Annotated in this window: 21 protein-coding genes, 2 rRNA genes and 1 pseudogene; 11 read left to right on the forward strand and 13 right to left on the reverse strand. The window is 37.0% G+C overall.

What is annotated here, in order from left to right; all coding sequences use genetic code 11:
- Positions 1-210: 210 nt before the first annotated feature.
- Together M9C82_00485 and M9C82_00490 are read right to left on the reverse strand one after the other, a co-directional pair.
- Positions 211-450, reverse strand: a pseudogene (locus M9C82_00485) (type B 50S ribosomal protein L31).
- A 56-nt stretch (positions 451-506) separates the two neighbouring features.
- A complete protein-coding gene (locus M9C82_00490) occupies positions 507-974 on the reverse strand; it encodes a hypothetical protein (protein ID URQ73646.1) in 468 nt (155 codons plus the stop codon).
- 34 nt (positions 975-1,008) lie between these two features.
- On the opposite strand from M9C82_00490, the gene M9C82_00495 reads away from it, so the two are divergent.
- Genes M9C82_00495 through M9C82_00505 form a run of 3 tightly spaced genes read left to right on the forward strand, consistent with a single transcriptional unit; the run spans position 1,009 to position 3,015 of the window.
- Positions 1,009-1,386, forward strand: a complete 378-nt coding sequence (locus M9C82_00495) for a nucleoside triphosphate pyrophosphohydrolase family protein (GenBank protein ID URQ73647.1) — start codon at positions 1,009-1,011, stop codon at positions 1,384-1,386.
- Between the two features lie 53 nt (positions 1,387-1,439).
- Positions 1,440-2,621, forward strand: coding sequence for an acetyl-CoA C-acetyltransferase (locus M9C82_00500; GenBank protein URQ74138.1), 1,182 nt, complete (start codon positions 1,440-1,442; stop codon positions 2,619-2,621).
- A 4-nt stretch (positions 2,622-2,625) separates the two neighbouring features.
- Entirely contained in the window at positions 2,626-3,015 is a 390-nt protein-coding gene (locus M9C82_00505) for an SRPBCC family protein (GenBank protein URQ73648.1), read from the forward strand.
- An 8-nt stretch (positions 3,016-3,023) separates the two neighbouring features.
- Here the strand turns inward: M9C82_00505 and tsaE are convergent, their stop codons facing one another.
- Together tsaE and M9C82_00515 are read right to left on the reverse strand one after the other, a co-directional pair.
- Positions 3,024-3,470 (reverse strand): tRNA (adenosine(37)-N6)-threonylcarbamoyltransferase complex ATPase subunit type 1 TsaE, encoded by a 447-nt coding sequence (gene tsaE / locus M9C82_00510; GenBank protein URQ73649.1) that lies wholly within the window; start codon positions 3,468-3,470, stop codon positions 3,024-3,026.
- A complete protein-coding gene (locus M9C82_00515) occupies positions 3,460-4,302 on the reverse strand; it encodes an NAD(P)H-hydrate dehydratase (GenBank protein ID URQ73650.1) in 843 nt (280 codons plus the stop codon). The genes tsaE and M9C82_00515 overlap by 11 nt, the downstream gene beginning before the upstream one ends.
- A 110-nt stretch (positions 4,303-4,412) precedes the next feature.
- On the opposite strand from M9C82_00515, the gene M9C82_00520 reads away from it, so the two are divergent.
- Genes M9C82_00520 through M9C82_00530 form a run of 3 tightly spaced genes read left to right on the forward strand, consistent with a single transcriptional unit; the run spans position 4,413 to position 7,064 of the window.
- Positions 4,413-5,387, forward strand: coding sequence for a nitronate monooxygenase (locus M9C82_00520; GenBank protein ID URQ74139.1), 975 nt, complete (start codon positions 4,413-4,415; stop codon positions 5,385-5,387).
- A gap of 2 nt (positions 5,388-5,389) precedes the next feature.
- Positions 5,390-6,262, forward strand: coding sequence for an NUDIX domain-containing protein (locus tag M9C82_00525; protein URQ73651.1), 873 nt, complete (start codon positions 5,390-5,392; stop codon positions 6,260-6,262).
- Positions 6,249-7,064 (forward strand): MBL fold metallo-hydrolase, encoded by an 816-nt coding sequence (locus M9C82_00530; GenBank protein URQ73652.1) that lies wholly within the window; start codon positions 6,249-6,251, stop codon positions 7,062-7,064. Before M9C82_00525 ends, M9C82_00530 begins: the two co-directional genes overlap by 14 nt.
- Here M9C82_00530 and msrA read toward each other — a convergent pair.
- From msrA to M9C82_00565, 7 genes are read right to left on the reverse strand one after another with little or no spacing between them, the layout of a single operon-like run.
- Positions 7,061-7,702 (reverse strand): peptide-methionine (S)-S-oxide reductase MsrA, encoded by a 642-nt coding sequence (gene msrA, locus M9C82_00535; protein ID URQ73653.1) that lies wholly within the window; start codon positions 7,700-7,702, stop codon positions 7,061-7,063. The two genes, M9C82_00530 and msrA, sit on opposite strands and share 4 nt — an antisense overlap.
- On the reverse strand, positions 7,702-9,630 hold the full coding sequence (gene acs, locus M9C82_00540) for an acetate--CoA ligase (protein URQ73654.1): 1,929 nt from the start codon (positions 9,628-9,630) through the stop codon (positions 7,702-7,704). The genes msrA and acs overlap by 1 nt, the downstream gene beginning before the upstream one ends.
- Positions 9,631-9,638: 8 nt before the next feature.
- Complete coding sequence (gene folK / locus M9C82_00545; protein URQ73655.1) at positions 9,639-10,100, reverse strand: 2-amino-4-hydroxy-6-hydroxymethyldihydropteridine diphosphokinase; 462 nt, start codon at positions 10,098-10,100, stop codon at positions 9,639-9,641.
- Positions 10,100-10,687 carry an RNA polymerase-binding protein DksA gene (gene dksA / locus M9C82_00550; GenBank protein URQ73656.1) on the reverse strand — a complete coding sequence of 196 codons (588 nt, stop codon included), beginning with the start codon at positions 10,685-10,687 and terminating at the stop codon, positions 10,100-10,102. The genes folK and dksA overlap by 1 nt, the downstream gene beginning before the upstream one ends.
- Before the next feature lie 47 nt (positions 10,688-10,734).
- Positions 10,735-11,736 carry an adenosine kinase gene (locus M9C82_00555; GenBank protein ID URQ73657.1) on the reverse strand — a complete coding sequence of 334 codons (1,002 nt, stop codon included), beginning with the start codon at positions 11,734-11,736 and terminating at the stop codon, positions 10,735-10,737.
- Entirely contained in the window at positions 11,723-12,364 is a 642-nt protein-coding gene (locus M9C82_00560) for a thiamine phosphate synthase (GenBank protein ID URQ73658.1), read from the reverse strand. Before M9C82_00560 ends, M9C82_00555 begins: the two co-directional genes overlap by 14 nt.
- Positions 12,364-13,125 carry a hydroxymethylpyrimidine/phosphomethylpyrimidine kinase gene (locus M9C82_00565; protein URQ73659.1) on the reverse strand — a complete coding sequence of 254 codons (762 nt, stop codon included), beginning with the start codon at positions 13,123-13,125 and terminating at the stop codon, positions 12,364-12,366. Before M9C82_00565 ends, M9C82_00560 begins: the two co-directional genes overlap by 1 nt.
- A gap of 55 nt (positions 13,126-13,180) precedes the next feature.
- Here M9C82_00565 and argC point away from each other — a divergent pair, with 55 nt between their 5' ends.
- Together argC and erpA are read left to right on the forward strand one after the other, a co-directional pair.
- The gene (gene argC / locus M9C82_00570; GenBank protein URQ73660.1) at positions 13,181-14,203 is read left to right on the forward strand and encodes an N-acetyl-gamma-glutamyl-phosphate reductase; all 1,023 of its coding nucleotides are present in this window, start codon (positions 13,181-13,183) and stop codon (positions 14,201-14,203) included.
- A complete protein-coding gene (gene erpA / locus M9C82_00575; protein URQ73661.1) occupies positions 14,196-14,543 on the forward strand; it encodes an iron-sulfur cluster insertion protein ErpA in 348 nt (115 codons plus the stop codon). The genes argC and erpA overlap by 8 nt, the downstream gene beginning before the upstream one ends.
- Here erpA and M9C82_00580 read toward each other — a convergent pair.
- Both M9C82_00580 and M9C82_00585 read right to left on the reverse strand, forming a co-directional pair.
- Complete coding sequence (locus tag M9C82_00580; protein ID URQ73662.1) at positions 14,540-15,676, reverse strand: anhydro-N-acetylmuramic acid kinase; 1,137 nt, start codon at positions 15,674-15,676, stop codon at positions 14,540-14,542. The two genes, erpA and M9C82_00580, sit on opposite strands and share 4 nt — an antisense overlap.
- Positions 15,660-16,949 (reverse strand): M23 family metallopeptidase, encoded by a 1,290-nt coding sequence (locus M9C82_00585; protein URQ73663.1) that lies wholly within the window; start codon positions 16,947-16,949, stop codon positions 15,660-15,662. Before M9C82_00585 ends, M9C82_00580 begins: the two co-directional genes overlap by 17 nt.
- A gap of 65 nt (positions 16,950-17,014) precedes the next feature.
- Between M9C82_00585 and tyrS the strand changes: the two genes are divergently transcribed.
- From tyrS to M9C82_00600, 3 genes are all read left to right on the forward strand, one after another.
- Positions 17,015-18,238, forward strand: coding sequence for a tyrosine--tRNA ligase (gene tyrS / locus M9C82_00590; GenBank protein ID URQ73664.1), 1,224 nt, complete (start codon positions 17,015-17,017; stop codon positions 18,236-18,238).
- A 196-nt stretch (positions 18,239-18,434) separates the two neighbouring features.
- A 16S ribosomal RNA gene (locus tag M9C82_00595) occupies positions 18,435-19,968 on the forward strand.
- 277 nt (positions 19,969-20,245) lie between these two features.
- Positions 20,246-23,150: ribosomal RNA gene (locus M9C82_00600) — 23S ribosomal RNA — on the forward strand.
- Together the 16S and 23S rRNA genes form the textbook arrangement of a ribosomal RNA operon.
- The last annotated feature ends 39 nt before the right edge of the window (positions 23,151-23,189 follow it).

Consider the following 23,189-nt stretch of genomic DNA (forward strand, 5'->3'; position numbering starts at 1 on the left):
AACAGTTTCTTCTGTTGGAATTTCAGTCGCGTCAGATTTAGCTTCTTTAGAAATATCTTCTTTTACGTCAAGGATTGCATCTTCTTTTTGAGTTTCGTTGACGTCCATTTTTTCTGATTTTGAAGAAGTCTCAGCTTCTGCTTTCTCAGAAACCTGATCTTGGGTTTCTTTGTTTGTTGGATTATTTGGCTCTATCTTTGACGCTCCCTTTTTAGCGAATCTTTTCTTAAATCTGTCTACTCTTCCTCCTGTATCAATAATTTTTTGCTGGCCAGTATAAAAAGGGTGAGAGGCAGAAGAGACATCTAAAGGGCAATACGGGTAAGTTTTTCCATCTTTCCATTCTTTAGTTTGATCTGTGCTTAAAGTAGACGGAATCAAAAAGTATTCGTCAACGCTAACGTCATGGAAAAGTACCTGTCTATATTCTGGATGAATTCCTTTTTTCATAATCTTAGTTTAGAGCGCGAATGATATCAGAACTTTTTTTTTGAAGAAATATAATTTTAGGATTTCTTAGATTGTTTTTTTAATCTTTTATCAGAAATGCTTACGACCTTTTTAGCTCCATAAACTTCAGTATATTTTTTTCCATTTAGATAATAAAAACCTTTAGATGATAAATACCATTTAGACGTCTCTTTTCTTTCATGTTCTGGAACCCAAGAAATGTCATTCAAAGATTCTTCTATATTAGAATGGCCTTCCTTTTGGTTAAAGCTTAGAGGACTACCTTTCAACTTATGTGCCTTTGAAAGCCAAGCATTGAGAAATCTTTTGACACCTCTCAGAGTTTTACGTCTTGATGGGTTTGCCTCACACCATTCTGCTGCAGCTTTTACCTCATGAAAAACATTACAATCTTTATAAGTTCTACTCCAAGCGATAAGGTCACTTTCTTTTACCTCATAAAAACTGCCATCTTTAAGTTTTATTTCCATCGAAGTAAGCCTATCGACTATTTCTGATAACATCAATTATTGATTCTAATTTGTAGGGAGGAATCTTATGTCTTATCAAAGCGATGTTGAAAAATTTATGAGAGCTGGTGATCAGCCAATTAGTAAAGAGTTGTCTATTGATTCCAAAGAAGCCGATCTTTATGTGAACTTAATCACCGAAGAATATAAGGAAACAATCGAAGCTTTTGAGAACAAAGATATTATTGAATTAGCAGACGGACTGATAGACATGGTTTGGGTAATCATGGGTATGTGCAATAGCTGCGGTATAAATTTTGAAAAAGTTTGGCAAGAAGTAAAGGCATCTAACATGAGTAAGTTCGTTGATGGAAAAGCAATAAAAAATGAAAAAGGGAAAATTATGAAGCCCGAGTCATATTTCAAACCTAATATAAAACAGGTTTTGGGGTTAATTAAAGATTAAAAAATGGATAGAATAACTCTCTAGAACAACTCAATTTAAAAGATAAGGAGAAAATTATGGGTAACGCTTATATTGTTGGTGCAGTAAGAACACCTGGCGGAAAAAAAGATGGAAAGTTAAAAAATTGGCATCCTTCAGATCTAGGAGCTTTAGTTTTAGATGAGTTAGTTGAAAGAACAGGCGCGAAAGGCGAAATGATAGATGACGTAATATTTGGTTGCGTTAGTCAATCTGGAGCTCAAGCAGGAAACGTTGCAAGAAATGCTGTTTTAAGTTCTAAACTACCAGAGTCAGTACCTGGTACTTCTGTCGACCGTCAGTGCGGCTCATCACAACAAGCAATTCACTTTGCAGCTCAAGCTGTTATGTCAGAAACTCAAGACATAGTTATTGCTGGAGGAGTAGAGGTAATGAGTCAAGTTCCAATAGGCTCGAATATTATTGACAGTTTCAAAGAAGGACATGGACAACCATTTAATGGAAAAGGTATGACGGAGAGATATCCCGGTGTTCAATTCAGCCAATTCGCTGGAGCTGAGATGATGGCAAAAAGATGGAAATTTTCTCGTGATGATTTGGATACTTTTGCTTATGCAAGTCACAAAAAAGCCATTGCGGCGACTGAGTCAGGCTTTTTTGACAAAGAAATCGTTCCTGTGGAAGGTGATTTGCCTTCAGGGGAAAAAGAAATGGTCACAGTAGATGAGGGTATAAGATTTGATGCTTCCTTAGAAAGTCTTTCGGGTTTAAAAACATTATCTGAGGACGGAGTTCTTACAGCTGGAAGTTCAAGTCAGATTTGTGACGGTGCAGCTGCAGTAATGATAGTTAACGATGCAGGATTAAAGAAGTTGGGAATTCAACCTAGGGCAAAAATCGTTTCCTTGGCACTTGCGGGAGATGACCCGGTGATAATGTTGACTGGACCAATTCCAGCTTCAAAGAGTGTTTTGGAAAAAGCAAACTTATCCATAAGTGATATAGACATTTATGAAGTTAATGAAGCTTTTGCTCCAGTTCCTTTAGCCTGGGCTCACGAGTTAAAAGCAGATAAAGAAAGGCTTAATGTCAATGGTGGAGCAATGGCTTTGGGACATCCGCTAGGAGGAACTGGGGCTAAATTGATGACTACATTACTTCATGAGCTTGAGAGAAGAGATGGCAAGTATGGTCTTCAAGCCATATGTGAGGGTGGTGGAACAGCCAACGCGATGGTGATAGAAAGATTAAGCTAAAGTATTGAAAGTTCTCTCGGAATCAAAAGTTTTTGCTTGCCCAGCTGAGGAGCTTTGGGAAATCCTTTCTGATGTTTCAAGATGTGATTGGGTTCCAAGTGTTGAAAAAATTTCCTTAGAAGGTGTCTCTAGAACATTTGAAATGGAAGGCATTGGGAAAGTAAGAGAAAATATATTGTCTCTAGACAATGTAAATATGGAATTACAATATTCTGCTGTCGAAACACCCAATCCTATAGAGCATCATCTTGCGACAATGCGAGTAATTAAGTTGGATAATAATAGTTGCGAATTACTGTGGACCACTGAGATTAAACCTGAGATTTTTTCTGAAGCAGTTCATCATGGAATGTTAATTTCAATCAAAGGAATAGAAGAAGTTTTAAAGACTTAAATAAAATTTTAAGATTTCTCAATAATCAATTCTCTGGAAAACTCGTTTATATGACTTAAACGGATCTTAAGATCGTATTCACTGAAAAATCCTTCAGCTTTTTCAGGCCATTCTATAAATATTAAACAATCGTTTTCCGCTGAATATTCCTCAATGCCAAGGACTTCCAACTCTTTTCTACTTTCAATTCTATATAGATCAATATGATAAATTTTTTTATCTTTTATTAAGTAAGGTTCAATAATTGTGAATGTTGGACTAGTTACGGGCTCAGATAATCCAAGAGATTTTAAAATTTCTTTTACAAGAGTTGTTTTACCTGTACCCAGATCACCCTCTAAAAAGATAATTGATGCCTTATTTTTTGGATACTTTTCAAGCTTACTAGCAATTTCTTTAGCAATATCTGCAGTATCATCCAATGAATTTAGGATTATTTTTTTATTAAAATTCATCAATAATGCTGGGTAGAAAGTCAATAATATCGGTTGGCATTAATGAAAGTTGATTAAATTTTTTGGCGTATGCTTCGCCGGCTAAAGAGTGTAATTCAACTCCTAAACACGAAGCATCAAATAAGTTTAATTTTTGAGCAACTAGGCTACTTACAATGCCGCTAAGCACATCTCCCATGCCTGCTGTTGCCATGCCGGGATTAGCTCTATCGCAGATACAGATATTTTCTCCTTTACAAATTAATGTCTGATGACTCTTAAGAACTACAACGGCATTAAATTTTTTGGATATTCGCTTTGCAGCTGAAACTTTATTCTTCTTTATTGCTTCAACAGAGGTATTTAACAAAGCTGCAGCCTCTCCCAAGTGAGGAGTTAAGATAATTTTCTTCGGTAATTTTAGTTTTTTAAAAAATTTAGGTAGTAAATTCAATCCGTCAGCGTCAATCAACATGGGAATATTTCTTTTATAAGCGTTTTCGATCGACTTAAAAATCATCTGTTCACTCCAATAGTCTTTTCCTAATCCTGGACCAAGACAAACAACAGAAGGTAAGTTCAAATAATTCTCTAAAGTCTGTCCTGTGTCTACTTTTTTAGTCATTACTTCCGGACAAAAACTCAACGCCGCCTGTAAATGATCTGACCTAGTTGCTAAAGAAACAAGACCAGCACCACTTTTCATGGCGGCTTTAGAAGAGAGAAGAGCTGCTCCTCCGAAGCCAAGATTACCCGCGATAACCAAAAGATGACCATAATCTCCTTTGTGTGAATCAGGATTTCTTGATAATTTTTTCATCAAGGTTTCTGTTTTTATGTTTCGCGGTTTCATCAGTTAAAGTCCTAAAAAAATTTTGTTTTTTTGTTATCTTCTCATTGCTAAAAGGGCTAGGAAAGAGATAGAGTACGTAGATTAAATTATTTTTAAAGGAGAGGAAAATGATCAAAACAAAAATTACCGAAATGTTTGAAATTGAACATCCAATTATTCAAGGAGGAATGCATTATGTTGGTTTTGCAGAGATGGCTTCTGCGGTCGCTAATGCTGGCGGGCTTGGAATTATTACAGGCTTAACACAAAAGACTCCGGATGATTTGGCTAAAGAAATCGCGAAATGTCATGAAATGACGGATAAACCTTTTGGAGTCAATTTGACCTTCTTGCCTGGGTTTGAAGAGCCTGACTATCCTGGTTACATCGAAGCTATTGTTAAAGGAGGAGTAAAAATTGTTGAGACTGCTGGTAGAAGTCCAGAAGCTTACATGCCTGATTTGAAAGGAGCTGGAATTAAAGTCATCCATAAATGTACATCAGTGAGACATTCTCTAAAAGCTGAAAAAATTGGTTGTGACGCTGTCAGTGTTGATGGTTTTGAATGTGGTGGTCATCCCGGAGAAGATGACATTCCAAATATGATCCTCTTGCCAAGAGCTGCAGAAGAATTATCTATTCCTTTTGTTGCGTCAGGAGGAATGGGAAACGGACAGCAACTTGCTGCAGCATTATCAATGGGAGCGGATGGAATTAACATGGGAACTAGATTCATTGCAACCAAAGAGGCTCCAGTGCATCAAAATGTAAAAGACGCTTTAGTTGCTGCTTCAGAATTGGATACCGAACTCATTATGAGACCTTTGCGAAATACTGAAAGAGTTTTAGCAAATGGCGCAGTGAATAAAATTTTAGAAAAAGAAAAAGCTCTTGGTGACGAAATTCAGATTACAGACATCATAGAAGAAGTTGCAGGGGTTTATCCAAAAATCATGCAGGAAGGAACCATGGATGCTGGGGCTTGGAGCTGCGGGATGGTTGCTGGATTAATTCACGATGTACCAACATGTAAGGATTTAGTTGAAAGAATAGTCTCTGATGCCGAAGAAATCATCAAAAGTAGACTTTCAAAATTTGTTGCTTAACTATGTCTGAAGAATCTAGTTCTAAGCCTCCTTTCCCGGAGAAATATGAATCTTCGATAAACATAAAAAAAGGCTCAGAAGAAGAACCTGCTGAGCCTAGACCAGCTGCTACAGTTCTACTTGTCAGGGCGCCAAAAGACGAAGTTGAAGTTTTCATGATTCAAAGAAACGCTAAGACTAATTTTGGCAATGCATGGGTTTTTCCGGGTGGAAAACTTGATGAGGAAGATGGCACTGATGAATCTAATAAATTTTGTTATGGTCTCACCGACGAAATGGCTTCCCAGATCTTAGGGATTGAAAAAGGCGGTTTGAACTATTGGGTTGCTTGTATCAGAGAATGTTTTGAAGAATGTGGAGTGCTTTTAGCCTATAGAGAAAATGGAGACCTTTTTGACGACCCCAATAGCGATGAGTTAAAGATTCTTAATGAATACAGAAATCTTCTAAACGAGGGCAAGCCCGTCTTGTACAAATTGTGTGGAATTTTAAAGCTAAGATTAGCAGTTGATAGACTGGCTTATATTTCTCATTGGGTCACTCCGAAATTTGAAATGAGACGCTACAGCACTAGATTCTTTATTGCTTTAGCTCCAGAAAAACAAATTGCTGAACACGACGGAGGAGAAGGCGTTGAAAGCATTTGGATTTCACCTGAAAGCGCTTTAGAAAAGGGAAAGAAAGGAGAATTTCCAATAATTCTCCCTACAATTAAAAATTTAGAATCGATAGAAGGTTTTTCTAACACTCAGGATCTTATGGAAGCTAAAATAAATTATCAAAACGAAGTTTCATGTATTGAGCCAAAGTTTTTTATGAAAGATGGAAAAATGGTGGGACTTCTTCCTGGAGATGAAGGATATGAAGATCACTGAGCTGTCTCCCTTAATTAGAAGAATTACAGCTGATAATTCAGGTGTCTTTACTGGCCCTGGGACGAATACCTACTTGATAGGACATGATGAAATTACAGTAATTGATCCTGGTCCAGCATCAAAAGAACATATAGAAAATATTGTTAAAGTTTGTGGAGAAGACATCAAGCAAATTTTAGTCACTCACACTCACAATGATCATTCACCTGGTGCGAAGTTGTTGCATCAGAGAACTGCTGCACCGGTAAAAGGCATGAAAGCATTACATAATGAGATGCAGGATCCTACTTTCAAGCCTCAAGCGATATTGAAGGATGGTGATGTCATCGAGCAAGTGGATTACACTTTGAGAGTGATTCATACGCCTGGACATGCTTCCAACCATTTGTGTTATTTTTTAGAGGAGGAGAAAACAATATTCACTGGAGATCACATTATGGATGGTTCGACAGTTGTTATAGCTCCCCCAGATGGAAGCATGAGTCAATATATAGATTCTCTTCAAATGCTAAAAGATGAAGATTTAAAGTACATTGCCCCTGGGCACGGAGACTTAATGGAAAATCCTCATGCTGTTGTCGATTGGATTATTGGGCATAGGATGTTTAGAGAGAAAAAAGTAATTGACGCGATTACCGAATTAAATAGAGCCTCCTTAGATGTCCTGTTAAATAAAGTTTACGATGATGTAGATCCGAGATTATTAAGCATTGCTAAATATTCCCTTCAAGCACACTTAATAAAGTTAGTTGAAGAAGAGAGAGTAACTCAGGATAAGTCAGAGTTTGTTTGGAATCATTAATCAAGATTTAATTTAATTCCACAACCGCCATGGCCACAATATCCACCAGGATTCTTGGCCAAATATTGCTGATGATATTCTTCTGCAAAGAAGAAATTATTGATTTCCTTGATATCAGTTGTTATGGATTTAAAACCGTTTTTGACGAGAATTGATCCATAGGCATCTTTAGTTTCCCTTGCCTGTTGCATTTGCACTTCATTAGTTATGTAAATTCCAGATCTATATTGAGTGCCAACATCATAACCTTGTCTCATACCTTGAGTTGGATCATGATTTTCCCAGAAAACTTTAAGTAATAACGAAAATTTTATTTTTTTAGGATCATATATAACTTCGACGATTTCATTGTGAGCTGTTTGGCCAGAGCAGACTTCTTCATAAGTCGGATTTCTGGTGAAACCGTCTCCATAACCCACAGAAGTAAATAAAACTCCTTCCAATTCCCACAAATATTTTTCAGCTCCCCAGAAACATCCCATTCCAAAATAAACTTTTTCAAAATTTGAAGTATTCACTGGGTATTCGTTTTTATTAACATAGTGAATTCTGGGCTCAAAGATTATTTCTTCTCTTCCAGCAAGAGCGTCTTGTTCTTTGGGTAATTCTGTTTTCGTGAGAAAAGATAAAAGTGACATTATTTATTCAGCCTATTATTTATTAACTCGTCGACAATACTTGGATCAGCTAAAGTGGAAGTATCTCCAAGATTATCAAGATCATTAGAAGCAATTTTTCTAAGAATTCTTCTCATAATCTTACCAGATCTAGTCTTGGGAAGGTCATTAGTAAAATGAATTAAATCCGGTTTCGCTATAGCTCCAATTTCTTTGTTTACCAGCTCTGTTAATTCTTCTTTTAGCTCAATGCTTGGAATTGAACTTTTCATCATGTTTACATAACAATAGATTCCTTGGCCCTTTATAGGATGTTCAAAACCTACTACCGCAGCTTCTGCAACTTCTTCGTGCAAGACCAAAGCGCTTTCAACTTCAGCTGTTCCTAATCTATGGCCTGAGACATTTAAGACGTCGTCAACCCTTCCAGTTATCCAGTAGTAGCCGTCTTCGTCTCTTCGCGCACCATCGCCAGTAAAATAATATCCTGGGTAAGTTGAATAATATGTATCAACACATCTTTGATGATCTCCAAAAACTGTTCTAATTTGCGAGGGCCAAGATTTCTTTATCGCCAAATTACCAGAGCCAGGTCCATTTATTTCTTTTCCATTCTCATCCAGAAGAACAGGAAGAACTCCAAAAAAGGGTTTGCAAGCGCTTCCAGGTTTTTGATCAGAAAATCCAGCTAAACCTGAAATCAAAATGCTTCCTGTTTCCGTCTGCCACCATGTATCAACAATAGGACATTTTTTATTACCCACATTTTCAAAGTACCATTCCCAAGCTTCAGGATTGATGGGCTCTCCAACGGTTCCCAAAACTTTTAAGGACTTTCTAGAAGAGGCCCTTAAAGGTTCATTACCAAAAGCCATAAGAGCCCTAATTGCAGTCGGAGCGGTGTAGAAGATATTAACTTGATGTTTATCAATTATTTCCCAAAATCTCGATGCGTCAGGATAAGTAGGCACTCCTTCAAACATTAGGGTTGTGGCCCCATTACAAAGTGGTCCATAAACTATATAAGAATGGCCTGTAACCCATCCTACATCCGCAGTACACCAATAAATATCGCCATCGGAATAATTAAAAATATGTTTATGTGTAATAGCTGATCCAAGTAAATAGCCTCCGGTCGTATGTAAAACCCCTTTTGGTTTTCCAGTAGAACCTGAGGTATACAAAATAAACAAAGGATCTTCTGACTTCATCGGTTCACAACCACAATGAGCTTCAAATTTTTCTTTTTCAATCAAGTAATCTACATCAACTTTATTAATTAAATTTAATTCTTCTCCGGTTCTTTTCACAACAATTACTGAATGCACATTAGGGCAAGACTTAATTGCTTTATCAACATTTTCTTTCAGAGGAATTCTTTTACCCCCTCTAATTCCCTCATTAGCGGTAATAACAGTTTCGCAGTTTGAATCTAGAATTCGATCCTTTAATGACTCAACAGAAAATCCTCCAAACACTACAGAGTGAATTGCTCCAATTCTCGCGCATGCCAACATTGCATAAGTTGCCTCAGGTATCATCGGCATATAGATGCAGACTCTGTCACCTTTTTTTATTCCTCTGCTTTTTAATAAATTAGCAAATTTACAAACTTCATCATGAAGATGCCCGTAGGAAATTTTTTTATCTTCAGAAGGATCATCGCTCTCCCAAATTATTGCTACAGCATCAGGATTGCTCAAATGCCTATCGATACAATTAAAAGATGCATTGAGTATTCCGTCATTGAACCACTCAATTTTACCTTTCTCCATTTCGATCGAGCTAATATGATTTGGTTCTTCAATCCAAGTAATGTGTTTTGACGCTTGAGTTGCCCAGAAAGATTCAGGATTATTTATAGAATCTAGATACATAGAATCAAAAGAAGCCTCATCAAGGTGAGTTTTTAATTTTATCGATTCTGGAACAGAATATCTTTTAGTCATAAATTTTTTTAAAATTTTTGAGAAGCTTTTAAGTTGAGCTCAGAAACCTCATTTTGAACATGCTCACAGTTAATCTCTAATAAAGGCTTTATAAAAAAGTCTCTATTTTTCCAATCATAATGCGGAATAGTTAATTTAGGTTTTTTTATTTGAAGATCATCAAAAAAAATTATGTCGATATCTATTGTTCGCGGTTTCATATGAGAATTCTTTTCCCTTTTTAACTTTTTTTCAACTTTCTGAAGATGCTTGAGCAAAGAAATAGGAGAAAGTTGTGTTTTGATTTTTAAAGCTAGGTTGAAAAAAAAGGGCTGTTCAATAGGGCCATAAAAAGAAGATTTATAGATTTTGCTTTTTTTTAGTATTTTTGTTTCCGGAAGATTATTTATCTCAGATCTGGCATTTGATAAGTTTTTATATCTGTTGCCAAGATTAGTTCCTAATACCAAATAAACAGTATGCTCAGACATCAACCGAATTGCTGCTTTTCTTTTATTTCGTCTACCGTTTTACAATCTATGCACTGAGTAGCTGTGGGCCTTGCTTCAAGTCGTTTTATACCAATCTCTACCCCACAAGTTTCACAATAACCATAAAGATCATCGTCAATATCTTTTAGAGACAGTTCAATTTTAGAAATTAATTTTCGTTCGCGCTCTCTTTTTCTTAGCTCCAACATGAATTCTTCTTCTTTCGCTGCACGATCTAATGAATCAGGAAAATTACTTTGGTCTTGCTGAATGAGCTGTTCTGTTTTCTCTTGTTCTGAATCAAGCGCCTCCTTCCAAGCATTGAGTATCGAAATAAAATGTTTTTTTTGAGATTTATTCATGTACTTCTCTGTTTTATTAGGACGGTAGGGAATAAATGTTTTAGCAAATGATTCAAAATCGGAAGGATTTGAAATTACCTGAGGCTTAAGAACTTTCTTTTTAGCAGGTTTCTTTTTTGCTAGAGGTTTTTTTGCTGGTTGCTTTTTTGCCTTTGGTTTAGCAGACGGTTTTGTCTTTACTTTAGCTTTTTTTGTTGCAGATTTTGGTTTCTTTTTGATAGCCATTGATAAAATTTGAAGGTGAGAAATTTATCAAAACCTAGAGGAACTTGCTAGTCTAATTTGCAAAATAATTCATAAATTTCTAGATATTTTTTGTGTTCTAATCTCGGGCCAATATTTTCAACACCCTTAGATGCTAAAAAACATCCAAATTTTGCAGCTTTTTCTGGATTTTGACCCTTGGCAAGTAAATACAATGCTCCTCCAGCAAACATGTCACCGGCTCCATTGCTATCAATTGCATTTGCAGTAAACCCACCCACTTCACAAGAAGATTTATGGTCAAAAATTAATGCTCCTTCACTTCCTTTAGTAATGAAAATATTTTGTGCAAATTTTAATAAAGAGCTTTTTATTAATTCTTCATCATTTGTCTTACAAAATGCTTTTGCTTCTTCAAAGTTACAAAATAAATAATCAATTGGCTCTTTGAGCCAATCAAGTAACCTTTCTCTGAAAGCATTTACTACGTTCGGATCTGATAGGCTAATAGCTATTTTAGCCTCTTTGCTTCTACCAACTTCTATAATTTTTTTACTCGTCAAGTTGCATTCGTCTGAACTCACAAGGTAGCCTTCTAGATAAATTATTTCCGACTTTTCTATTAAGTCTTCATCTATGTCTGAAGGCTTCAAATTAGCGCTGATGCCTAGACATGTGCTCATGGTTCTTTCTGCGTCTTCAGAAATCATAATTAAACAAGTACCTGTGTCTCCTTTATCATTAGAAATCACGTCGTTTATAATTCCTACGTCTTCAAGATCTTTCTTGTAAAATGAACCATTTTCATCATTCGCCACTTTTCCAAAAAAACCACATTTACTTCCCAAAGATGCCAAGGCAAAGATAGTATTGGTGGCTGAACCTCCACAAGCATCTTCACTTTTTTTATAATTTTCAGATAATTTTTTATAGAAAACATTTTGGGATTCACTATCGCATAAACCCATAGTTCCTTTTTCTATTGAAATCTCCTTTAAAATGTCGTCTTCAATAAGAAATTGTTTATCAACTAAAGCATTTCCAACGCCAAGAACGTTAATTTCCTTCATTATTTATTTTAATTATATTTTTAATTTCATGGTCTTCAAAAGCGTAAACTCCGTTCGAGATAGCGAATTTCTTATATCCCATTTTTTTTAAATTGATAATGTTTTCGTTATTGATTCCACCAATAGAATACAGAGGTTTTTTTGTTTTTAACAAAACTTCTTCCAAAACCATATCTGTACTCGCTAACGAGACATCTTTCTTAGTTTGGCTTTTAAAAAAAGATCCTACCGCTAGATAATCCCAATCTAAAATATCTTCCGGAGGATTTGAAACTAACTCTAAATTCCACTTACAAGAAAGGCCTTTAATATAATTGTCTTTAATCAGATTTAAGTGCGTTTTTAAAAAATTTTGATTTCTTTTCTTTTGATAGTCTTCAAATCCCAAATGAAATCCATCCGCTCCAATTTCTAATGCTATTTCTGGGTAATCGTTAATTATTAACTCCCCTCCATTTTCTTTGATGAGTTCTAAAAGAATTTTTGCATTTTTTTTTATGATATTTAAATCATCATTCTTGTCTCTGTATTGATAAGTTTTAATTCCTAGTTCCAATAAATTAGATGTTTTAGAAATTATTTCTTCTAGGCTTAAATTAACTGGAGTTATGGCATAAATAGAATTCATCAGCTGAAATTAATAAAATCTTGATTTTTTGTTTTAATAGAATTTTTTAAAATTTTTCTCATGTATTCATTGGCATTTAAGCAACTTTCTTTTAGATCTTTCGTTTTGATAAAGTTGCATAAAATCGAGGTAGATAGTGCGCAACCAGATCCATGAAATGTTTTGGAGATTTTTTTTGCTTTTACATCTAATTCTTTAATACCATTTACAAACAGCGTGCTTATAACTTCATTTTTTCTTGATTTGCCAGTTACAAAAATATTTTTAATATCTAGATCCAAAAGAGAGTTGATAGAATCTTTTTCAGTTTTATATCCGCTTAAGATTTTTAATTCATTTAAATTTGGAGTTAGCAGTGTTGCCTTAGGATATAACTTTGTAATAGAAAAATTAATATTTTGTTTTTTTATGAATTTCCCACCTCCACCGGCTTCTATTATTGGATCAATCACTACAGGAATTTTTTTAAATTTATCTAGAAACTTTGACGCGGATTCAACAATTTTATTTGAAGAAATTGCTCCAATCTTTATGCCTGATATATTGAAATTTTCATTAAGGTTTTTGAGATTTTTTTGAAAAAAGTTTTCGTTGACATCTTCAACTTTGCGCAACTTTTCTGCATCCTGAATGGTCAAATTAGTAATAGATGACAGGCAATGAAAATTATGTTGATTCGCTACTAATATATCTAAGCTATTACCAGCTCCATTAGTCGGATCTTGACCAGATATGGATAAAATATATTTTTTATGTCTCATATTATATTAAAGTCATTATAATGCTGCGTTCAGTCAATCCAAGTTATTAAAAAAAATGGAAGAGTACAAGATAGGTTTGGTAGGAGCTACAGGTTATGTTGGAGTCGAGCTACTGAAGTTGTTCGATGAAATGGATAATCTTGAAGTATCCTTCGTGTCATCATCTGGAAGCATAGGCAAAAATCTTTACGAACAAATTAATGAATTTAAAAGAATTCCAAATCTTCAATTGTCTTCAGTTGAAGATATTAAGGAGCAGGACCTTGATTATGTTTTTTTTGCTACTCAACACAATTTTTCTATGGACTATGTCCCTTTTTTGTTGGAGAAAGATATCAAAATTATTGATTTATCGGCAGACTTCAGAATAAGCGACGCATCATTGTGGGCTGAAGCTTATGAAGATGAACATAGGGCAAAAAATTTACTAAGTTCTGCTGTTTATGGGTTACCCGAAAAAGAAAGAAATAAAATAAAAGAAGCAAATTTAGTAGCTGTTCCTGGTTGTTACCCTACAGCTTCTATTTTAGGACTCCTTCCTATTGCTGATAACATAAAAGCAAGTTCAAACATCATATTAGACGTTAAATCTGGTATCAGCGGTGCAGGAAGAAATAAAGTAGAATCAGACTTATCGGATGATATTGTTGAAAATTTTAAAGCCTACTCGGCGCAGTCTCACCGTCATCAATTTGAAATAGGCCATTTTTTTAAAAAAAATTACAAGCTTGATAATAAAATAGTTTTTACTCCTCATTTATTACCTATTTTTAGAGGAGAATATGTAACTTGTTATGTTGAAACTTCGAATTTCGAAGATTCGATCCAAGAAACTTATGAAAACTTTTATAAAAATGAAAAATTTGTTAGAGTATTATCAAAAGGTACTGTTCCTGAGTTAAAAAAGGTACAAAATACAAATTTTTGTGACATTTCTGTGTTCATGAAAGAAAATATTTTAACCATTCATATTGCAATAGATAATTTAATGAAAGGTGCTGCATCCCAGGCAATTCAATGTTTTAATTTGATGAGTGGTGCAAACGAATATGAAGGAGTGACATTAAAAGATGATTGAAAAATATACGCCTCAAGAATTAACCATTTCTGACGCTGCTTTAGAGCGCATCGGAAAGTTAGTCTCGGATGAAGTAGATAAGAAAGTTTCTCTTAGAGTTTTTGTTACAGGTGGAGGATGCTCAGGCTTTCAATATGGCTTTAAACTTGAAGATCATTTCGAAGATGATGATACCTTTCTTAAAAAAGAAGAGTTTTCAGTAGTAATTGACTCGTTAAGCATGCAGTATATTTTTGGGTCTACTTTGGATTACAAAGAAGATTTGGAAGGTTCAAGATTCGTTATAGATAATCCAAACGCAGTTACAACCTGTGGATGTGGATCATCTTTCTCAATTTAACCTTTGAAAATTTCGCCGGTCAAAGAGATTTCAGCATTTGTTGAAGAACGAAGATTTATTTTTCTATTTTCAATTCTCTGTTTGGCAAGCCAAGCAAAAGTAGAAGTTTCTACTAACATGGGATCTATCCCTAAGGCCTCAGTAGTATAAAGCTTCCATTTTTCTGGCAATTTCGACCTTATTAAATCCATTAAAAATAAGTTTTTACTGCCCCCTCCACAAACATAAATTCCCAACTCCTTAACATTACAGTTTTCTTTAAGAGAATTAAAAATTGATTTAGCAGTAATTTCAGTCATTGCTGAAATCCAATCAAATTTGGAAAGTTGTATTTCTCTTGAGTAAATTTCAGAAAAATTATAATTTTCGGTTGAGTCACTTTTTGGAGGCTTTCGACGAAAATATACTCTAGAAAGGAATTTATTTATTAACTTATCTAATTTTTTTAAATCTCCTTTCTTCCCCCAACGACCATTCTTGTCAAATGAATTTTCTCCGTTAGAGAAATACTTTACGCTTTGATCTATCAGACAGTTTCCTGGCCCAGAATCCCAACCCATGATTTTTTGGTTTTTGAGCAATAAAGTGAGATTCGATATACCACCAATGTTAATTATTGCTCTATTTTGCTTTTTATTTCTTAGAAATTTTTGATGAAATGCTGGTGTCAGTGGCGCTCCGCTACCTCCATTCATAATATTGGTCTGTCTAAAATTGCCGATCGTAGTTATGCCAGTTTGAATTGCAATCAAGTCTGGACTTCCAATTTGTAAAGAGTATGGTTTTTTTGAAAAAGGAGAATGCTGAATCGTTTGTCCATGAGAACCAATAGCTGTTATATCTGAACTACTAAGACCTGATTTTTTAATCAATCTCTTGATAGTCTTCACAGTAATTTTAGTGAACTCATCATCTGCTTGCTTAAGAGCTTTTGTAGGATTTTTAAACAGATTTTTTTTACTTTTTGATAAAGAGAATAATTTAGCTTTTAGATCTTTAGGCATCTTGTGGGATATAGAATCAACTAGTTTTATTTTATTGGTAATTTTGTAAATAGACGCATCAATTGCGTCCATGCTCGTTCCGGAAAGCGTTCCAATAAAATAATTATCTTTTTTACTGATTGATTGCATAAATTTGTAAATAAAGATTATCTATTCGGTTGATCATTTGGATAGCTACTCTCTTAAATTTATCTTTTTCTGACTCAATAATCGGTTCTGCGTCTGGAAGTTTTACAGTTAACGGATCGGTGTGCATACCGTTTACTCTAAATTCATAATGAAGGTGATAGCCTGTCGCAAGACCCGACTTTCCCACATAACCTATTACTTCTCCTTGGTCCACTTTATCCCCTAGATTCAATCCTTTTTTGTATTTAAATAAATGTGCATATCTAGTTGAATAATCTTCAGTATGTTTTATTTCAATTAATTTTCCATACCCTCCTTTATTTCCAATAAAAGCAACTGTACCAGAGCTAGTGGATATAATAGGAGTGCCCTTAGGAGCAGCGTAATCAACCCCTGTATGCGCTCTAATTTTATTTAAAACAGGATGTTTCCTATTCAGATTATATTTTGAACTTATGTAACTAAATTCAACGGGCGTTCTTAAAAAAGCTTTTTTTACATTTTTTCCTCTTGTTGAGAAATACTCTTTCGTTCCATCTTTGTAATAATATCTTATGGCTGTGAAAACTTTATTTCCCCTGATAAATCTTGCTGCCTTGATATCTGAATTCTTTACCTGAATACCATTCCAATAAAAATCTTCATACAGAACATCAAATTTGTCTCCCGGTCTTATATCAAATATAAAATCGATATCCCATCCAAAAATATAAACCAAGTCCATAATTAGACTATCTGAGAGCCCTTCGTTTAAAGCGGATTCATATAAAGAATCCTCAATGATTACAGATGCAAATCTCTCCAATTTCTCTAGAGGCCTTGAGAATCTTTGAATAGTAAATATATTATTTTCAAATTTAGCTAAAACGCCTTCAAAACCATTCGAAGTTAAAAAGATTTCTTTAGGTTCTCCAGATATTTTTTTTGAAATTTCCAAGGTGTCTCCAATTTTTATTCGTGCCAATTTTTCAGAGCCTTTAGTTTTGATTAACGCTCTAATGAAGCTATCTTTGAAGCCGGACTGCTTTAGAAGATTCAAAAGGGTATCATTTTTTTTTATTTCAAAAATTTGTATTGAATTATTAAACTCATTGCTTAAGGTAAAATTGCTATTTTTAACCTCAATTTTTTCTCTTGTAACTTCAGAGATTTCATAATCAGCGCTGTTTGAATCATAAGAGAAGCTCGGAAAAAAAATTAGACTTAAAAAAGCGACAATAAATATTATTAAAATAATTAGGTAATACCTGAGTTCAAAAAAAACCTTTCCCATTTTTTATTATCAATAATTTTTATCTGTTAAAGTTATAAATACTATTTTATGACATCTTAACTTTCATGAGCATACTTCAAGAAAAAATTGAAATACTTCTCAGAGGGGTAGAAGAAGTAATACCTAAAAAGGATTTTATATCTTTGATAGAAAAGAAACAAAAACTTACTATCAAGGCTGGTTTTGATCCCACTTCTCCAGATTTACATCTCGGCCATACTGTCTTAATTAATAAATTAAAACAATTTCAGGATCTTGGGCACAAAATTGTTTTTTTGATTGGAGATTTTACCGGCTCTATAGGTGATCCTTCTGGAGTTAGCGAAACTAGACCTGTTCTTTCAGGAAAAGATTTAAAAAAGAATGCTAAAACATACGAAAAACAGATTTTCAAAATTTTAGATCCGAAGAAAACTGAAATTAAATTCAATTCGACTTGGTTCAAAAAGATGTCTCCTGAAGATTTTATAAAGTTGGCCTCATCTATGACAGTTGCAAGAATGTTAGAAAGAGATGATTTTAGTAAGCGATATAAAAATAACCAACCAATTTCTGTTCATGAGTTTCTCTACCCTTTAGTTCAAGGATATGACTCTTTTCAATTAAAAGCTGATGTAGAGTTAGGCGGAACCGACCAAAAATTTAACCTTCTTGTGGGAAGAGATATTCAGAGAATCAACGGTATGAAAGAACAAATAATTATGACTCTGCCAATCTTGGAAGGCCTTGACGGTGTAAAAAAAATGTCTAAATCTTTAAATAATTACGTAGGATTAACTGACAACAGAGACGAAATGTTCGGAAAGTTAATGTCAATCTCAGATGAGATGATGTGGAGATATTACGATTTGTTGAGTTTTAAGACTAATAAAGAAATAAATAAATTAAAAAAACTTTCTAAAACTGGAAGCAGTTTGATGGAGGCAAAATTTTTATTAGGCTCTGAGATTGTAGAAAGATTTCATGGAAAAAATAACGCTATTAAAGCATTAAACGAATTTAAAAATAGATTTAGTCAAAAAAACAATCCGACAGAAATTCCTGCAGTAGATTTGAAAGTTAAGGGTAATTCTTTAGATTTGATAGAAGTTCTTAGTCATCCAGATCTCAAAGAAAGAAGGCTTTGTAAGAGTAAGTCGGAAGCAAAAAGATTGATAAATCAATCTGCCGTAAGAGTAGATGGAAAAAGAACAACAGATGAAAATTTTAGGATAAAAATAAACTCAAAAACTCTTTTCCAAGTTGGTAAAAAGAGGTTTTTGAAAATAACTTTAAAAAGCATAAATTAATGCTTTTATAAAGCCGATACCTATGTATAATCGCAAATTCCTGTGCTGTAATTTTTAGCACAGGGTGTTTTTTAACAGATTAGTTCATGTAATTCGTGCGGACACTTGCCTTGTAAATAGAGGTATGTGTCATTTTTTGAATATTTATATTCAAAACCCTTTTTTGATATTTTTTGAGAAAAATATCCGTTTAATTTAATTGAAGAGTTTGATCATGGCTCAGATTGAACGCTGGCGGCAGCTTTAATACATGCAAGTCGAGCGAGAAAGTTTCTTCGGAAACGAGTAAAGCGGCGAACGGGTGAGTAACGCGTAGGAATCTACCATTCAGCGGGGGATAGCTCGGGGAAACTCGAATTAATACCGCATACACCCTACGGGGGAAAGAAGGCCTATCCTTGGAAGCTTTCACTGTTTGATGAGCCTGCGTGAGATTAGTTTGTTGGTGAGGTAATGGCTCACCAAGACTACGATCTCTAGCTGGTCTGAGAGGACGATCAGCCACACTGGGACTGAGACACGGCCCAGACTCCTACGGGAGGCAGCAGTAGAGAATATTGGACAATGGGGGCAACCCTGATCCAGGCATGCCGCGTGTGTGAAGAAGGCCTTAGGGTTGTAAAGCACTTTAGGTAAGGAAGAAAAGTTAATAGTTAATACCTATTAACCGTGACATTACTTACAGAATAAGGACCGGCTAACTCCGTGCCAGCAGCCGCGGTAATACGGAGGGTCCAAGCGTTAATCGGAATTACTGGGCGTAAAGCGCGCGTAGGCGGTATGCTAAGTTGGGTGTGAAATCCCCGGGCTTAACCTGGGAACTGCATTCAAAACTTGTATACTGGAGTACGGAAGAGGCGAGTAGAATTCATGGTGTAGCGGTGAAATGCGTAGATATCATGAGGAATACCAATGGCGAAGGCAACTCGCTGGTCCGAAACTGACGCTGAGGTGCGAAAGCGTGGGTAGCAAACAGGATTAGATACCCTGGTAGTCCACGCCGTAAACGATGAGAACTAGCCGTTGGATCCTTGAGATTCAGTGGCACAGCTAACGCATTAAGTTCTCCGCCTGGGGAGTACGGCCGCAAGGCTAAAACTCAAATGAATTGACGGGGGCCCGCACAAGCGGTGGAGCATGTGGTTTAATTCGATGCAACGCGAAAAACCTTACCAACCCTTGACATCCAGAGAATTTTCTAGAGATAGATTTGTGCCTTCGGGAACTCTGTGACAGGTGTTGCATGGCTGTCGTCAGCTCGTGTCGTGAGATGTATGGTTAAGTCCAGTAACGAGCGCAACCCTTATCCTTATTTGCCAGCACTTCGGGTGGGAACTATAAGGAGACTGCCGTGAATAACACGGAGGAAGGCGGGGACGACGTCAAGTCATCATGGCCCTTACGGGTTGGGCTACACACGTGCTACAATGGGAGATACAGATGGCTGCGAAAGCGCGAGCTGGAGCCAATCCCACAAAGTCTTCCTTAGTCCGGATTGGAGTCTGCAACTCGACTCCATGAAGCAGGAATCGCTAGTAATCGCGAATCAGAATGTCGCGGTGAATACGTTCTCGGGCCTTGTACACACCGCCCGTCACGTCATGGGAGTGTGTTGCACCAGAAGTGGTTTGCCTAACCTTTGGAGGGCGGCCCCCACGGTGTGATACGCGACTGGGACGAAGTCGTAACAAGGTAGCCCTAGGGGAACCTGGGGCTGGATCACCTCCTAACTATAAATACACTATCTTTGTTGTGAGTGTTCGCTCGAATTACATGAATTAATTTCAGACCTTAAATGGGTCTTGAGAGTTTTTTAAAAGTATTGTGATCCAAATGTTAATAATTATTGTTATCAATTATTAATAATTATTTAAAAGTTTTATAACTTTTAAACATCAAGTTCAAGAATCGAATTCAATTCGATTCTGAATGCTAATGGCAAATAAAATTAGGCGCTTATTATTCAAAGAAACTTAACTTTCAAACATTTTTTTGTTTAGAAACATTTGTTAAGTAATTAAGTGCATACGACGGATGCCTTGGCAGCTAGAGGCGATGAAGGACGTGGTAATCTGCGATAAGCTTCGGTAAGTTGATAAACAAACTACAACCCGGAGATCTCCGAATGGGAAAACCCACCTAGGATAACCTAGGTATCATTATCTGAATACATAGGATGATGAAGCTAACGCAGGGAACTGAAACATCTAAGTACCTGTAGGAAAAGAAATCAACCGAGATTCTGTTAGTAGCGGCGAGCGAAAGCGGAACAGCCCTTAAGCGTTTTAAGAAAAAAAGTAACAAGTTGGGAAGCTTGACCATAGAAGGTGATAGTCCTGTAATTTAATTTTCTTATTTTGTGAAATCGAGTAGGTCGGAGCACGTGAAACTTTGACTGAATATGGGGGGACCATCCTCCAAGGCTAAATACTCCTAGCTGACCGATAGTGAACCAGTACCGTGAGGGAAAGGCGAAAAGAACCCCGGAGAGGGGAGTGAAATAGAACCTGAAATCGTATGCATACAAGCTGTAGGAGCTTTAAGTTTATCTTCGGATAAACGGAGTGACTGCGTACCTTTTGTATAATGGGTCAGCGAGTTACTGTCTGTGGCAAGCTTAACTTTTTAAGGTAGGCATAGGGAAACCGAGTCTTAATAGGGCGTTAAGTCGCAGGGAGTAGACCCGAAACCGGGCGATCTATCCATGGCCAGGGTGAAGGTAAGGTAATACTTACTGGAGGCCCGAACCCACTTATGTTGAAAAATGAGGGGATGAGCTGTGGATTGGAGTGAAAGGCTAATCAAGCTCGGAGATATCTGGTTCTCCTCGAAAGCTATTTAGGTAGCGCCTCGTGTATTACTCTTGGGGGTAGAGCACTGTCTCGGCTAGGGGGTCATCCCGACTTACCAAACCGACGCAAACTCCGAATACCAAGAAGTATTAGCACGGGAGACACACTGCGGGTGCTAACGTCCGTAGTGGAAAGGGAAACAACCCAGATCGCCAGCTAAGGTCCCAAAGTATGATTAAGTGGGAAACGATGTGGGAAGGCTTAAACAGCTAGGAGGTTGGCTTAGAAGCAGCCATCCTTTAAAGATAGCGTAACAGCTCACTAGTCGAGTCGGCCTGCGCGGAAGATATAACGGGGCTAAATCATACACCGAAGCTGCGAATAGATTTTTAATCTATGGTAGAGGAGCGTTCTGTAAGCCTGTGAAGGAGGATTGGGAAATTCTCTGGAGGTATCAGAAGTGAGAATGCTGACATGAGTAACGAGAGAGAGGTGAAAAACCTCTCCGCCGAATGACTAAGGTTTCCTGTCCAACGCTAATCGGGACAGGGTTAGTCGGTACCTAAGGCGAGGGCGAAAGCCGTAGTCGATGGAAAACAGGTTAATATTCCTGTACTTGCTATTACTGCGATGGAGTGACGGAGAAGGCTAGATCATCAGGGCGATGGTTGTCCCTGTTTAAGGTTGTAGGTCGATACTTTAGGTAAATCCGGAGTATCTTTGACTGAGAGCTGATGACGATTAACTTTTTAAGTTGAGAAGTGATTAATGCCATACTTCCAGGAAAAACTTCTAAGCTTCAGGTAATAGGAAGCCGTACTGTAAACCGACACAGGTAGTCAGGTAGAGAATACTAAGGCGTTTGAGAGAACTTGGGTTAAGGAACTAGGCAAAATGGTACCGTAACTTCGGGAGAAGGTACGCCTCTATTACGTGAAAGAACTTGCTTCTGGAGCGGAAAGAGGTCGAAGATACCAGATGGCTGCGACTGTTTACTAAAAACATAGCACTCTGCAAACACTAATGTGGAAGTATAGGGTGTGACGCCTGCCCGGTGCCGGAAGGTTAATTGATGGGGTTAGTCCTCGGACGAAGCTCTTGATCGAAGCCCCGGTGAACGGCGGCCGTAACTATAACGGTCCTAAGGTAGCGAAATTCCTTGTCGGGTAAGTTCCGACCTGCACGAATGGCGTAACGATGGCCATACTGTCTCGACCCAGGACTCAGTGAAATTGAATTTGCGGTGAAGATGCCGTATACGCGCGGCAAGACGGAAAGACCCCGTGCACCTTTACTATAGCTTCACACTGGACTTTGAATTTATATGTGTAGGATAGGTGGGAGACTTTGAAGCATTAGCGCTAGCTTTTGTGGAGTCGTCCTTGAAATACCACCCTTGTAACTTTGAGGTTCTAACTTAGACTCATTATCTGGGTCAAGGACAGTGTGTGGTGGGTAGTTTGACTGGGGCGGTCTCCTCCTAAAGAGTAACGGAGGAGTACGAAGGTTACCTCAGCACGGTCAGACATCGTGCAATGAGTGCAATGGCAAAAGGTAGCTTAACTGCGAGACCGACGGGTCGAGCAGGTACGAAAGTAGGTCATAGTGATCCGGTGGTTCTGTATGGAAGGGCCATCGCTCAACGGATAAAAGGTACGCCGGGGATAACAGGCTTATACCCCCCAAGAGTTCACATCGACGGGGGTGTTTGGCACCTCGATGTCGGCTCATCACATCCTGGGGCTGGAGCAGGTCCCAAGGGTATGGCTGTTCGCCATTTAAAGTGGTACGCGAGCTGGGTTTAGAACGTCGTGAGACAGTTCGGTCCCTATCTGCCGTGCGCGTTGGAGATTTGAGAGGAGTTGTTCCTAGTACGAGAGGACCGGAATGAACGAACCTCTGGTGTTCGGGTTGTCACGCCAGTGGCATTGCCCGGTAGCTATGTTCGGAAAGGATAACCGCTGAAAGCATCTAAGTGGGAAGCCTACCTCAAGACAAGATCTCCCTGATCCTTCGGGATCCTAAAGAACCGTTCAAGACTAGGACGTTGATAGGCAGGGTGTGTAAGTGCTGTAAGGCATTGAGCTAACCTGTACTAATTGTTCGTGAGGCTTAACTAATGTTTCTAAATTTGAAATCTAATGTTTCTAAATTTGAAA

This window comes from SAR86 cluster bacterium (genome assembly GCA_023703675.1).
GTDB lineage: Bacteria > Pseudomonadota > Gammaproteobacteria > Magnimaribacterales > AG-339-G14 > AG-339-G14.

Excerpts from the sequence above, each read along its gene's own strand:
- msrA (URQ73653.1), bottom strand. The coding sequence starts at position 7,702 with ATGTCACTTTTATCTTTTCTCACGAAAACAGAATTACCCAAAGAACAA.
- M9C82_00530 (URQ73652.1), top strand. The coding sequence starts at position 6,249 with ATGAAGATCACTGAGCTGTCTCCCTTAATTAGAAGAATTACAGCTGAT.
- M9C82_00515 (URQ73650.1), bottom strand. The coding sequence starts at position 4,302 with ATGAAACCGCGAAACATAAAAACAGAAACCTTGATGAAAAAATTATCA.
- M9C82_00490 (URQ73646.1), bottom strand. The coding sequence starts at position 974 with ATGTTATCAGAAATAGTCGATAGGCTTACTTCGATGGAAATAAAACTT.
- M9C82_00560 (URQ73658.1), bottom strand. The coding sequence starts at position 12,364 with ATGAATTCTATTTATGCCATAACTCCAGTTAATTTAAGCCTAGAAGAA.
- acs (URQ73654.1), bottom strand. The coding sequence starts at position 9,630 with ATGACTAAAAGATATTCTGTTCCAGAATCGATAAAATTAAAAACTCAC.
- M9C82_00580 (URQ73662.1), bottom strand. The coding sequence starts at position 15,676 with ATGCAATCAATCAGTAAAAAAGATAATTATTTTATTGGAACGCTTTCC.
- erpA (URQ73661.1), top strand. The coding sequence starts at position 14,196 with ATGATTGAAAAATATACGCCTCAAGAATTAACCATTTCTGACGCTGCT.
- M9C82_00565 (URQ73659.1), bottom strand. The coding sequence starts at position 13,125 with ATGAGACATAAAAAATATATTTTATCCATATCTGGTCAAGATCCGACT.
- M9C82_00585 (URQ73663.1), bottom strand. The coding sequence starts at position 16,949 with ATGGGAAAGGTTTTTTTTGAACTCAGGTATTACCTAATTATTTTAATA.
- M9C82_00495 (URQ73647.1), top strand. The coding sequence starts at position 1,009 with ATGTCTTATCAAAGCGATGTTGAAAAATTTATGAGAGCTGGTGATCAG.
- argC (URQ73660.1), top strand. The coding sequence starts at position 13,181 with ATGGAAGAGTACAAGATAGGTTTGGTAGGAGCTACAGGTTATGTTGGA.
- M9C82_00525 (URQ73651.1), top strand. The coding sequence starts at position 5,390 with ATGTCTGAAGAATCTAGTTCTAAGCCTCCTTTCCCGGAGAAATATGAA.
- dksA (URQ73656.1), bottom strand. The coding sequence starts at position 10,687 with ATGGCTATCAAAAAGAAACCAAAATCTGCAACAAAAAAAGCTAAAGTA.
- folK (URQ73655.1), bottom strand. The coding sequence starts at position 10,100 with ATGTCTGAGCATACTGTTTATTTGGTATTAGGAACTAATCTTGGCAAC.
- M9C82_00555 (URQ73657.1), bottom strand. The coding sequence starts at position 11,736 with ATGAAGGAAATTAACGTTCTTGGCGTTGGAAATGCTTTAGTTGATAAA.
- tyrS (URQ73664.1), top strand. The coding sequence starts at position 17,015 with ATGAGCATACTTCAAGAAAAAATTGAAATACTTCTCAGAGGGGTAGAA.
- tsaE (URQ73649.1), bottom strand. The coding sequence starts at position 3,470 with ATGAATTTTAATAAAAAAATAATCCTAAATTCATTGGATGATACTGCA.